Annotated in this window: 10 protein-coding genes; 5 read left to right on the top strand and 5 right to left on the bottom strand. The window is 42.1% G+C overall.

What is annotated here, in order from left to right; genetic code table 11:
- The first annotated feature begins 222 nt into the window (after positions 1-222).
- Positions 223-2259 carry a methionine--tRNA ligase gene (metG, locus tag ASE55_RS18860; protein ID WP_056223338.1) on the top strand — a complete coding sequence of 679 codons (2037 nt, stop codon included), beginning with the start codon at positions 223-225 and terminating at the stop codon, positions 2257-2259.
- Between the two features lie 186 nt (positions 2260-2445).
- On the opposite strand, the gene ASE55_RS18855 is transcribed toward metG, so the two are convergent.
- Positions 2446-3153 carry a class I SAM-dependent methyltransferase gene (locus ASE55_RS18855; protein WP_056223342.1) on the bottom strand — a complete coding sequence of 236 codons (708 nt, stop codon included), beginning with the start codon at positions 3151-3153 and terminating at the stop codon, positions 2446-2448.
- A 216-nt stretch (positions 3154-3369) separates the two neighbouring features.
- Here ASE55_RS18855 and ASE55_RS18850 point away from each other — a divergent pair, with 216 nt between their 5' ends.
- From ASE55_RS18850 to ASE55_RS18835, 4 genes are all read left to right on the top strand, one after another.
- Positions 3370-3927, top strand: coding sequence for a hypothetical protein (locus tag ASE55_RS18850; protein WP_056223335.1), 558 nt, complete (start codon positions 3370-3372; stop codon positions 3925-3927).
- A gap of 110 nt (positions 3928-4037) precedes the next feature.
- Entirely contained in the window at positions 4038-5180 is a 1143-nt protein-coding gene (locus ASE55_RS18845) for a vWA domain-containing protein (protein ID WP_056223333.1), read from the top strand.
- Positions 5181-5294: 114 nt separating this feature from the next.
- Complete coding sequence (locus ASE55_RS18840) at positions 5295-6749, top strand: sigma 54-interacting transcriptional regulator (RefSeq protein WP_056223340.1); 1455 nt, start codon at positions 5295-5297, stop codon at positions 6747-6749.
- A 443-nt stretch (positions 6750-7192) separates the two neighbouring features.
- Positions 7193-7759 carry an HNH endonuclease gene (locus ASE55_RS18835; protein ID WP_238585085.1) on the top strand — a complete coding sequence of 189 codons (567 nt, stop codon included), beginning with the start codon at positions 7193-7195 and terminating at the stop codon, positions 7757-7759.
- A 99-nt stretch (positions 7760-7858) separates the two neighbouring features.
- Here ASE55_RS18835 and map read toward each other — a convergent pair whose 3' ends face one another.
- The 4 genes from map to ASE55_RS18815 all read right to left on the bottom strand — a co-directional run bounded on the left by map (position 7859) and on the right by ASE55_RS18815 (position 12679).
- Positions 7859-8623 (bottom strand): type I methionyl aminopeptidase, encoded by a 765-nt coding sequence (gene map / locus ASE55_RS18830; RefSeq protein ID WP_056223329.1) that lies wholly within the window; start codon positions 8621-8623, stop codon positions 7859-7861.
- A 280-nt stretch (positions 8624-8903) separates the two neighbouring features.
- On the bottom strand, positions 8904-10496 hold the full coding sequence (locus tag ASE55_RS18825; RefSeq protein ID WP_056223327.1) for a hypothetical protein: 1593 nt from the start codon (positions 10494-10496) through the stop codon (positions 8904-8906).
- A 188-nt stretch (positions 10497-10684) separates the two neighbouring features.
- Complete coding sequence (locus tag ASE55_RS18820; RefSeq protein WP_056223325.1) at positions 10685-11803, bottom strand: HlyD family secretion protein; 1119 nt, start codon at positions 11801-11803, stop codon at positions 10685-10687.
- A 21-nt stretch (positions 11804-11824) separates the two neighbouring features.
- Entirely contained in the window at positions 11825-12679 is an 855-nt protein-coding gene (locus tag ASE55_RS18815) for a TolC family protein (protein WP_238585084.1), read from the bottom strand.
- Positions 12680-12823: the final 144 nt, after the last annotated feature.

The following is a 12823-nucleotide window of genomic DNA, read 5'->3' as shown; positions in this document are numbered from 1 at the left end:
AAATTATGTAGATTAACATGCTTAATTAATACAAATAATTAATTATCAATTATTTATATTAAAACATGCATAGCATAACATCAGCTTAAATTAATAAAAAGTTAAACTTATGTTTAACTAAATGTAATATTGGATACTGTCCTGATGTTGGAAAGCATTATCGCCGGGAATAGGGAATTCCGCAGATATTCGTTATCTTTGCCTATAAAACTTTACAATAAGATGTCAGACAGAAAGATGATTACGGCGGCGTTGCCTTATGCCAACGGGCCGGTTCACATAGGGCATTTGGCAGGGGTATATATTCCTGCGGATGTGTATGCAAGATTTCAGAGAAGATCAGGAAAAGACGTAGCTTTTATCTGCGGTTCGGATGAACATGGGATTCCTATTACCATTAGAGCCAAGAAAGAAGGCGTAACGCCTCAGGATATTGTGGATAAGTATCATGAAATCATTAAAAAATCATTTTCCGACTTAGGGATTTCTTTCGACGAATATTCCAGGACGACATCTGAAAAGCATTATGAAACCAGTCAGGATTTCTTTAAAGTCCTGTATGAAAAAGGGAAGTTTACGGAAGAGGTTTCCGAGCAGTATTTTGATGAGCAGGCCAATGAATTCCTGGCAGACCGCTATATCGTGGGAACATGCCCGAACTGCGGCAATGAAAATGCCTATGGAGACCAGTGCGAAAAGTGCGGCTCTACCCTGTCGCCTTCAGAACTGATCAACCCGAAATCAATGCTGAGCGGCAATGTGCCGATTCTTAAGGAAACCAGGAACTGGTACCTTCCATTGAATGAATATGAAGATTTCCTGAACGATTGGATTATTGAAGGCCATAAAGACGACTGGAAACCCAACGTATACGGACAGGTAAAATCATGGCTGAATGACGGCCTGAAGCCTCGTGCCATGACCCGCGACCTCAACTGGGGCGTTCCGGTTCCGCTGCCGGGTGCAGAAGGGAAAGTGCTGTATGTATGGTTTGACGCCCCGATCGGTTATATTTCCTTTACCAAGGAATGGGCAGAGAAAAACGGGAAAGACTGGAAAGATTACTGGCAGAGTGAAGACAGCGACCTGGTACACTTTATCGGTAAAGATAACATCGTATTCCACTGTATTATTTTCCCAGCTATGATGAAGGCACACGAGAATTTCATTATGCCCGACAATGTTCCGGCTTTTGAATTCCTGAATCTGGAAAACGATAAAATATCAACCTCCAGAAACTGGGCTGTCTGGGCACATGAATATGTGGAAGAATTCCCGGGACAGCAGGATGTTTTGCGTTACGCATTGCTTTCTTCCGCTCCGGAAACTAAAGATAACAATTTTACCTGGAAAGATTTCCAAACCAAGAATAATTCGGAATTGGTAGGGATTTTCGGAAACTTTATCAACCGGGTGGCGGTGCTGATTCATAAATATTATAACGGTGTGGTTCCGCAGGGTGATGTTAATGCCCCGGAATTACAGGAAATCAACAAGGCAGCAAAAGAAATTTCTATGTTCCTGAATAATTATGAATTCAGGAATGCTTTAACGGCGTTAATGAATCTGGCCCGTTTCGGAAACCAGTACCTTCAGGCGGAAGAGCCGTGGAAGACCATTAAGGACAACCCTGAAAAAGCAGCAGGCTCATTATTTGTCGGTGCTCAGATTGCAGTGGCTCTGGCTCAGCTGTGCGAGCCTTTCATGCCGTTCAGTTCAGAAAAATTACTGACTATGTTCAATGTTCAGAAACTGACCTGGAGCGATGTTGAAACTCAGAATGTTTTAATAGAAACCGGACATACCATTAATGAATCATCCCTTCTTTTCTCAAAAATCGAAGACGATGTAATTGAAGCCCAGATTCAGAAACTGGAAAATACCAAACAGAACAATAAAAAAACCAACCCTAACGCCAACCCCATGAAAGAAGAAATCACCTTTGATGATTTTACGAAAATCGACTTAAGAACTGCGACCATTATCGAAGCTGAAAAAGTGGAGAAAGCAGATAAATTATTAAAGCTGAAAGTAGATACAGGCGTGGATGTAAGAACCGTAGTTTCAGGAATCGCAGAAAGCTTTACCGCTGAAGAAGTGATCGGGAAGCAGGTGATGATCCTGTTGAATCTGGCACCGAGAAAAATCAGAGGCATCGAATCCCAGGGAATGCTGCTGTTAACAACAAAACCGGACGGGAAATTATCATTCGTAACACCGGATGACAGCAATGTGGAAAACGGTATCGAGATCGGGTAATTCAATTCTCATCAGGAATAATAAAAGACGTGCAGATCAATTGCACGTCTTTTTCTTTATCTTTAAAACAATATAATGTTGTCTTTTATTCTGAAAACCCCAGAGCAGAGTGAAGAATCCCAAAAGTCCGTTATTGTATCTTTTACAAATTCTTTCCTCAAAATTACAGCAGTCAGGTCATCATCATTACTTTTTCGTCAGCTTCGCCAGATAAGCATCTTCGTCCTGCATGATCTTTTCAATAACAAAACCGTTATATTCCGCTGCATTTTTCAGCGTGTTGAAATCCAGGTAAAGCCATTTGATCGGGTCTTCAGATTCCCCTTTGTAATGCACCACATAATCCAGCTCCCCGTAATAGCCACCGGCCGGAATCAGTACTCCCCCATCTTCTTCGTCACGGTCAAACATATACAGGATATCCGTACTGTCGATCAGGATCTGTCCGTTTTCGTTAAGCAGAGAATACAGCCGTTTCAGATACGTATCAATGGTAGAAAGGCTCTGGAAAATCCCGGTCCCGTTCATCAGCAGCAGGATCGTATCAAAAGTTTCCCCGGAAAAATGAAGCATGTTTTCGCAGACTGCCGTTTGGACCCCTCTCAGTTTACAGACTTCAATGGATTTGGGTGAAATATCCAGAGCGGTAACCTCCAGTTTTCTTTCATCCTGAAGATACAAAGCATGCGAACCCGCACCTGTCCCGATGTCCAGCACTTTTCCGTGAGCCAGTTCAAGTGCTTTCTGCTCCATCCCGTTCATCTCTTCAAAATCCCTGAACAGATAGGCTACCGGAAGTTCATCCAGTTCCGAAATGGAAGTTTCCGTCTGAAGGTCTTCAGGATTTTGGTTGTGGTAATAATCGTGGATGGCTTGGCCCATTAGGTCTTTCATGATGAAATTTTTGATATGGTAAAGATAATAAATTTTAAAAATGATTGAATTAATAAAAGACTGCAATAATCACCCGGCATTCATAGATATAGCATTTAATCATTCCATAAGAAAACTTTGATATTTTAGATTAGTTTCATCATCACCCCTAAAGATTAAAGCAAACTTAAAAACATTTACAGTATTTTTGATTTCGTTATAGATTAAAGTCAACCAATGAAATTCATTTTGAAATATGCGAGTTTGATTATTCTGTTTTTCTTATTAATCGATAAGACTAAAATTTATGCAGATTTTACAGCATCAAATTCAAATATTATTATTCTCCCTCTCTTAATTATTTTGATTATTTTAAATATTATTATCCTGTATTTTTATGATTTCAAAAAGCAAAATAAATTCATCTATAATAATTTAGTCGTAGCATTCTTACTTATTCTGTTTGGAATACACCTAATATTTGATTACAGGCAGTCAAAAAAAGAAATAAAATTCCAGCTTTATGTTCCTAATAATAGTATGCTCAAACAAATAGGCTATGAAATAAAATTATATACTGATAACACTTTTGAAATAAGTGAATACTGGCATGGAGAAAGTAGACATTACTTCGGTAAATATAGCCTGAAAAACAACATCCTGATTCTTAATGATGAACATATTGAAGATAAAACACAGGATCAGATTACAACAAGCTATTATCTGAATCACAACACTGAGGATTTTATTGCTTTAAATACCGGATATTATAATCTGAAACCACATATAAGATAATAATCAAAATTATATTCCTCCATCACCATCATAAGGAAATTCTATTTCCAACCGTTATCTCCTGTCATAATATTTCCCTAACTTGTCTCTACCAAAAGAAGATGGATTGAATGACAAACAAAAATTTTAATTTTTATAAAGGATTCACGTTCAGCAAGCATGTTCCGGAAGAAATCTCGCATTTCGACCGGGTTTTTGATGTGTTCAAAGATCTGCTGACGCATACGTCCGGCGACATTGAAGAAGCCTTCGAGTGGCTTGATATGCTCGATAAGGAATATGATATTTTTACCGATGAATATACCCTGCAGGATTTTGAGGAAGACCTGAAAAAGCGCGGCTATATCAAGGAAGAAATTGACCCGGAGAAAGGAAACACGGGAACCGGAAAAGGCAAAAATGTACTGACGGCCAAACTGGAAGCGGCCCTGCGTGAATTTGCACTCAACCAGATTTTCGGGAAGCTGAAAAAAAGCGGGATCGGGAACCACCGCACCTCCAAAACGGGAATCGGTGACGAACGCGATGGCGAACACCGTAATTTTCAGTATGGTGATGATCTCTCTACCGTGAATATGACCGAAAGCCTGAAGAATGCCCAGATCAACAACGGGATTTCAGACCTGCGCCTGACGGAAGATGACCTCATCGTAGAGGAAACCCGGCATAAAGCACAGATGAGCACGGTGCTGATGATTGACATCAGCCACTCCATGATCCTGTATGGCGAAGACCGCATCACACCTGCTAAAAAAGTGGCGATGGCACTGGTGGAACTGATCAACCGGAAATATCCCAAAGATTCCATTGACATTATCGTCTTCGGGAATGAAGCCTGGCCGATCAAAGTGAAAGACCTTCCCTATCTGCAGGTGGGGCCTTACCATACCAATACCGTAGCCGGTCTGGAACTGGCGATGGATATCCTCCGCAGAAAGAGGAACACCAACAAACAGATTTTCATGATCACCGACGGGAAACCAAGCTGTATCCAGCTGCCTACCGGAGAATTTTATATGAACAGCAACGGGCTGGATGAAATGATTGTCTCCCAATGCCTTAACAGGGCGGCGCAGGCCAGGAAGCTGAAAATTCCCATTACCACATTCATGATTGCCCAGGACCCTTACCTGCGTAAGTTTGTGGAAGCCTTTACCGCACAGAACCAGGGAAAAGCATTTCTGACTGGGCTCTCGGGACTCGGACAGATGATTTTTGAAGATTACGAAAGAAACAGGAAAAAGAGAATATGAGGTTAGATTTCAGATGCAGGACATCAGATTTCAGACAGTAAGCTTCAGACTGGTTTCCAACAAATTTAATTTTACAGAATATTAATAGTATAAATGATTACTGCTCAACATACAATGAAAAACGATACAACATTTAAAGAATTAAAAAATTCCGGATATACCGATAAAACCATCAGCCAGGAAATCCAGGCGAACCTGATTGCAAAGATCAAAGCCAAAGAACCGGTATTTGAAGGGCTGTGGGGTTATGAAGACACCGTGATCCCGCAACTGAAAAAAGCGATCCTTGCCGGACATCACATTAATCTTTTGGGACTGCGCGGACAGGCCAAAACCCGGATTGCAAGAAGCATGATCAGCCTGCTGGATGAATACATGCCCATCGTAAAAGGTTCTGAAATCAATGACAGTCCGTTTCAGCCGATTTCAAAATATGCCAGGGACCTTATTGCCGAGCATGGTGATGAAACCCCAATTTCATGGGTACACTGCTCCGACCGTTTCTTTGAGAAATTAGCCACACCGGATGTAAATGTAGCCGACCTGATCGGTGACATCGACCCGATTAAAGCGGCCACCTTAAAACTGCCGTATTCCGATGAACGCGTGCTGCATTACGGGATGATCCCGCGTGCCAACCGATGCATCTTTGTTTTAAATGAACTGCCGGATCTGCAGGCAAGGATCCAGGTTTCTTTATTCAATATTTTACAGGAAGGCGATATCCAGATCCGTGGGTTCCAGTTGAGAATGCCATTGGATATCCAGTTTGTGTTCACCGCGAACCCTGAAGATTATACCAACAGGGGAAGTATTGTTACGCCTTTAAAAGACAGGATCGGTTCCCAGATCTTTACCCATTACCCGCAGACCGTTGCGCTGGCCCGCCAGATTACGGAACAGGAAGCTTTGATTTCAGCGGAAGATAAAAACAGCATCCAGATTCCGGGTCTTGCCAAAAACCTTCTGGAAGAAGTAGCTTTTGCGGCGCGCGACAGTGAATATGTGGATGCCAAAAGCGGGGTAAGTGCCCGTCTGACCATCAGTGCGATGGAAAATTTAGTGGCTGCTGCTAAATTAAGGCTGATTGAATCCGGTGCTGAAAAAACAACGGTAAGGCTGCTTGATTTTATGTCGATCATCCCGTCCATCACCGGAAAGATTGAACTCGTGTACGAAGGCGAGCAGGAAGGTGCCGATTACGTAGCAAAAATACTGATCGACCAGGCAGTTATGCTACAGTTTGAAAGCCTGTTCCCGCGCATCTCCAAGCTGGAAAAAGAAAGCATCAAAACACCTTATACGGATCTGATCAAATGGTTCAATAAAAACCATCTTGAACTCAATTACAATGATACGGACGAAGAATTTTATGAGAAACTGAACAGCATTACGCCTCTGACGACCGTTATTGAAGAAAATACGCTGGAACTCAGCACAGAAGACCAGAATTTCTGTAAAGAGCTGGTATTATGGGCACTGACCATCAGTAAAAAACTGGACAAATCTGAAACCCAGGCTTCTTTTACATTTGATTCTGCAGATATGAATTCATATTTCCGGAATTAACCCTGAGCTTTGATGTGATAATAAATCCCCTGAATGAATTTTCAGGGGATTTATTTGTTAATCAGAAACGCTGTTGATTTTATGAAATCAAAAATTTAAATTTATTCTAAAATCATTTTTTAATGATGATTGTTTATCTTTGAATTACAACGAACTATATAACAATGACCACTCACAATTATTTTATCCAGTACCACAATGCAGACAAACTTGAAAATTTCCCAACTTCAGGTATTGACTTTAATCTCCCGGTATCAGAAATTACGCTTGACAATAAAATACAATATGATGAATGGATATACACAAGCAAAAGAATTTTATCAAAAGCCATTGGGAGTTTCTGTTTTCTGATTGTCGGGAAAACAGAGCAGAGAATTAAAAATTACTATCTGTGGAATTATTTTAGAATAGAAGACAGTAAAGAAAAAAATGGTTTTACAACAGTGTATGGAACCGGGCAGGATCTAAAAAAGCCCGTATTGCTTAACAACTTACCGGAATTTGAAAGCTTTAAAAAGTTCTGCGGCAATTTCGGAATAGGTTTTCAGAAAATTGATAACCACCCATTTTCTGAAATGCTTGTTCCATATATCTTAGAAAATTGCTTTGGTATGAAAACCAATAAGGAAATGGAACTCATTTCTCGTCTGCAACAATTAAATAGTAAAATGAAATTAAGTAGACCGGAAAGGAGATTAATTAAGTTGAATGCAATATTAAGAAAAGACGCCTCAATTGTTAATCTGTTAAAAGAGATTGCTCAATATAAATGTCAGTTTCCGGATTGCAATTCAATTATTTTAACCGAGTCGGGAACGAATTATGTTGAAGTAGCCCATGTAAAACCTATATTCAAAGGCGGACAAAGTATAATTGGAAACTTAATTGTATTATGCCCGAATCACCATAAAGAATTTGATTTAGGAAAATTAAGTATTTCAGAACAGCGTATAGAAATGCTTTCCGGCAACCTGAACGGTAAAAATTTTACTATTAAATTGATAAATTAAAAAGCAATTGCAATCCCCTGAATAAGTTTTCAGGGGATTTTTTGTTTATTATCAGATCATAGATTGTTTTAAATGGAAACTGTCACAATCCTTTTTGCGTTAATTCAAAATTTCATTCATGGCAGTCAGGATTACCGGCTTTCCGTCGGTTATCATAAGGGTATGTTCATGCTGGGCCATAAATCCGCCTTTGTTCCCAACCATCGTCCAGCCGTCATTCTGTTCCACTGCAATACTGGAGTCGGTAGAGATAAATGTTTCAATGGCCACCACAGAGTTTTTCTTAAACCTTCTGGTATCGAAACGGTTTTTATAGTTCATCAGTTCATCCGGCTGCTCATGCAGGCTTCTCCCGATGCCGTGGCCACCCAGGTTCCGGATGACCTTAAAGCCTTTCTTTTTTGCTTCGGTTTCCATCAGCAGGCCTATATCGGCTATTTTTACGCCGCCTCTGATGGTATTGATGGTTTTCTGTAAAATTTCCTTTGAAGCATCCACCAGTTTCTGATGATGGTGAATGTCTTTTCCGATGATAAACGAACCGCCGTTATCTGCCCAGAATCCGTTAAGTTCTGCGGAGACATCAATATTGATGAGGTCGCCTTCCTGCAGGACCCGTTTGCCGTTGGGAATGCCGTGGCAGAATTCATTGTTTACGCTGATGCACGTCCATCCCGGAAACCCGTACGTAAGATACGGGGCAGACCGCGCGCCGAAACCGGAAAGGATCTTTCCTCCGAATTCATCAATCTCTTTGGTCGTCATGCCCGGCTGTGCATACTTCATCATTTCCTTCAGGGTAAAGGCAACGGCTTCACCGGCTTTCTGCATTCCTGCTAATTCATGTTCGTTGGTTATGGACATCCTGTTATTTTTTGATTGTTAAACTGTCAAGCTGAGAGGTGTATCTCATTTTGGACAACATAAAGTTACCATTTCTTACTGAAATGAATGAATCTGTCTCAATCTTTTCTGTTTGAAAACCTCAAATCCTGAATGATCAGTTTGAGAAATCAGGACATACTCCATCCCTAGCCCTGATTAAGCGGCATGTCTGAGCTCTTTTTGCTGCTGTTTTGGGCGGCGGCAAAGCCCCACTTTACTTAAAAAATGAGGCTTCGCTGTGAAAAACAAGGTATCTTCTCTATACCGCAGGGCCTGCGGCGTCTTTAATTTCTTCCAGTAATTTTTTCCGTTCCCTGAGCCTTCTTCTGGCAATAACGGATTTCCCGCTGAGGAGCCTGATGAACCGCAGGTATTCAAACCGTTCCCTTCCGAAATGGTGGGTGACCACATACAGCAGTACCCCGGTTCCGGCGATGATGATGTACCCGAAGATTTTTTTAGCAGCAATCAGGATGGCATTCAGCTGGATGAGCTTCATGCCGGACGCTACATTCTGCGGAGGGAAGTTCATCCCGTCCATATACACTGCCAGATCACCTATGGCCACCACCTGGAAACGGTACTGAAACCAGGAGTACAGCGCAGAAAACATCCCAACGGCCAGAAAGGTACGCCAGACCAGCACCAACCCGATGGCCGCAAGCATTTCATCCATTTCCAGTTTATCCAGGGTATAAAACCATACGGAAATAAACAGGGCACACGTGCCGTAGCCTTTCAGGAACATCGGCAGGTACCAGTTGTCATAGCTGAATTCCAGGACCATGGAGAAATACATAATCAGGGCATACCCCATCATGGCGGAGAATCCTGAGAAAATATACATCTTCAGCGGAATTTCTTTTTTGAACCAGACTATGGCAATGATTCCTGCCAGTACAAGCCCGGGAATCATGAGTAGATTCAGCCTTGCATTGGTCAGCTGGTCGTATCCCAGGACACCAACAGCAAAGGTATTCTGAATAGATGTAGTTCCCAGGAACATACCCAGGCACAGCAGCATAAACAACCCGTGCTGAACATTGTTTTTTGAGAATATGCTAAAAGACAGGTACGGTCTTTTTAAAGTGGCCTGACGGATCACCAGCAAAGCAAAGCTGACAAAAGCAGCAATACCGGCGTTGATGATATTTTTTGAATTAAGCCAGTCCTGCTGTTTCCCGAACGAAAATACATACGCGGAGAACATAAATGCAGCAATAAAAAGAAGGATGCTCAGCCAGTCGATATAATGCAGCGGAACTTTGAGGGCAAAGTACTTATTGTGCATAAACACCCAGTGCAGAAGCGCCAGTGCAAAACACCCGACCGCTGCAATGATATAGAAATGCTGCCAGTTGTAAATCATGGAAACTTCCACGGCATAATACGCCGAAACCTGGTTCAGCACCAAGACAAAAGTGTAAAATGCGCCGTAAAACATTCCCCTGTTACCGATCATGGCCATTAAAGGCAGGAACAGCTCGATGGTGACCATCATTTTCAGGAACCCGATGATAAGCGAAGTAAAAACAAAAATCATCGGTTCCGCAGTGGATGAATTGATGTAGCTTAATACACCTAAAAGCACCAGCAGCACCGTCATTTTATCCCGCACCTTAAATCTCATTTTCATCCTGAGCACAATCGGCATACAGGCACCCATCCCGATGGTGGTTGCATAATTCGCCCACATGAAATATTCGGTCATGGCGCCGGTCCCGCTTACCACATAGCTGATGTTTCCGGTATACACCCCGCCAAGCGGCATCACGACAGCCAGCAGCAACAGGATCAGCAGCATCTGTACGGGTTTGGGCACCCAGTTGTTGTAAAGTCCTTTGTTGTACATAATTTAGGAGTTAAGGGTTAGGTTGCAGAGGTTAGATATTAGATTTCAGACTTCAGACTTCATATATCAGATAATAGCATATGTTAGAATCTCTTATATTCCTCACATTAAAGGCCGATGTATTCATCTCTTTATATCAATATTTTTCCCGCTGCAAAGTCTGATATCTGATGTCTGCTATCTTCCATCTATTTATCCACATCAATCACCACATTCATATTCATTCCCGCGCTCAGTTTTGCGATGTCTTCTTTTTTATTGGCTCCGGTAAACTCGATCCGTACCGGGATTCTCTGCTGGACTTTTATAAAATTCCCGGTAGAGTTATCAGTCGGGACACTTGAATACCTTGAACCGGTTGCTGCTGACACAGCTGTTACCACGCCTTCAAATTTCTGTCCGCCCAGGGCATCGGCCGTCATTGTCATTTTTTCCCCGATCCTGACATTCGGCATCTGGCTTTCCAGGAAATTGGCCGTCACCCATTTCTGTCCGTTTAAAACAATGGTGGCCACCTGCTGCCCCGGCTGGATCAGCTGCCCTTCGGAAATCGTCCTTCTTCCCATCACCCCGTCATACGGAGCTGTAATTACGGTATAGGAAAGATTGATTTTCGCCATGTCCAGGGCAGATTTGGCCCTTTTGATTTCAGCATCAATAATCCCGAATTTGCTTTTGACTTCGGTGGTGGAAAGGCTGGCCGACTGTTTCTGGTTTACCAGTGTTTCATACGCTGCTTTCTGTGCATCATATTCGGTTTTCGCCTGGTCATACTGCTGTCTTGTGACCGCTTCAGAGGCCAGAAGGTTTTTATATCGGTTTAAGTTCTGTTCTGCATTCCATAACCTTGCTTTTGCACCTGCTATATTGGAGGCCATCACGTTTACGTTATTGGATACGGTATTTACGGATGAACCGGTAGCCACACGCTGGGCCAGCGCATTCTGATAAGCGGCTTCCGCCTGCCCGAGCTGGGTCAGGATTTCACGGTCGTCCAGGATCACCAGTGTATCTCCTTTTTTCACTTTCTGGTGCTCAATAAACTTAATTTCTTTGATATAAGCTGAAACCCTCGTATTGATGGGATTGATGAATTCTTCTACCTGGGCAGCCTCGGTATAGGTTTTATCCCCGATATGAAAATATTCCCGTACGAGCCAGAACAATCCGAAACCGATCACCAGGAATACGATGATGTTGGAAATAATGGTTCTTATTTTATTTTTTTTAGTTTCTTTCTTTTTGGCAGCGGCACCTGATGACGGAGCCTGCTGTGTATTTTGGGTATTCTGTTCCTTGTTTTCCATTGTTTTGTTTTTCGTGTAAGATTATAGTGTTCCCGTAGATTTTAAAAGGTTGTAGTATTGATACAGCATATTGATTTCCGCATTGCTGTAATCCAGTTCAGACTGGAGCTTCTGGTTCTGTGCATCAATCATTTCTGCCTGTACGGCTAACTGGTTCAGGTATTTGGCTTCCGTAATCCTGTAGTTTTCTTCCGCCAGTTTTTTTGCATCATTCAGAATATCGGCCTGCTGTATGGATTCCTGATATTTTACATAGGCGGCATTCACAGCCATATCAATATTCTGCGCGGTAAGCGTCAGGACATCACCGGCCTGTGCTTTCTGGATCTCGCCCAGCTTCACCCGTTCTTTTGTTTTATAAAGGTTGTCAATATTATAGCTGAGGGAAACCCCGGTCTGCCATCCTCCGGAATACATATCCAGAACCGGGTTTCTGGTGGTGATGGGCTTTTGTAAAGTATATCCCCCGAATCCCGCTACCGTCGGCATTTTATCCGTTTTTATGATCTCGATGTTCTTGTCGGCCACCTCAATATTGGTATAGGCAGATTTCATTAACGGGTTGCTGTCGTGTGCCAGGCTGATATAATAATCCATCCCGATTCCGGCTTCTTTGTTTTCCAGTTTTTCCACCGGGATAATCTCTGTATCAACAGGCAGCCCCAAAGCCGTATTCAGATTATAGTTGAGGATCTTCCTGTTGTTGGATAAGGTTAAAATTCCCTGGTCCAGGTTTTTGATAGCCAGTTCGCCACGGATGACTTCATTCCGGGTCACCATCCCCTGCTGGTAGAATTTCCGGATATTCTTCAGCCGCTCCTGCGCCAGCTTTTTGTTGTTCTGAAAAACTTCCTGCTGGTTGACCGTTTTATACATATCGATTTCTATGACATATGCAACTTATTTTCATAGACAGAATTGTTTTTTATTAGGGCATAAACTCTATGGATGATTTTATTTCTAATTGCATTCAATACAGACATCTTATTCTTTCCCTCCAAAACTTTTCTTTGAAAATAT

This window comes from Chryseobacterium sp. Leaf201 (assembly GCF_001421435.1).
Taxonomy (GTDB): Bacteria; Bacteroidota; Bacteroidia; order Flavobacteriales; family Weeksellaceae; genus Chryseobacterium.
This window is presented reverse-complemented; position numbering and strand designations above follow the sequence as displayed.

Bases quoted from the DNA above. Each gene is read 5' to 3' on its own strand.
- metG (WP_056223338.1), top strand. From the start codon at position 223: ATGTCAGACAGAAAGATGATTACGGCGGCGTTGCCTTATGCCAACGGG.
- ASE55_RS18855 (WP_056223342.1), bottom strand. From the start codon at position 3,153: ATGAAAGACCTAATGGGCCAAGCCATCCACGATTATTACCACAACCAA.
- ASE55_RS18850 (WP_056223335.1), top strand. From the start codon at position 3,370: ATGAAATTCATTTTGAAATATGCGAGTTTGATTATTCTGTTTTTCTTA.
- ASE55_RS18845 (WP_056223333.1), top strand. From the start codon at position 4,038: ATGACAAACAAAAATTTTAATTTTTATAAAGGATTCACGTTCAGCAAG.
- ASE55_RS18840 (WP_056223340.1), top strand. From the start codon at position 5,295: ATGAAAAACGATACAACATTTAAAGAATTAAAAAATTCCGGATATACC.
- map (WP_056223329.1), bottom strand. From the start codon at position 8,623: ATGTCCATAACCAACGAACATGAATTAGCAGGAATGCAGAAAGCCGGT.
- ASE55_RS18825 (WP_056223327.1), bottom strand. From the start codon at position 10,496: ATGTACAACAAAGGACTTTACAACAACTGGGTGCCCAAACCCGTACAG.
- ASE55_RS18820 (WP_056223325.1), bottom strand. From the start codon at position 11,803: ATGGAAAACAAGGAACAGAATACCCAAAATACACAGCAGGCTCCGTCA.
- ASE55_RS18815 (WP_238585084.1), bottom strand. From the start codon at position 12,679: ATGTATAAAACGGTCAACCAGCAGGAAGTTTTTCAGAACAACAAAAAG.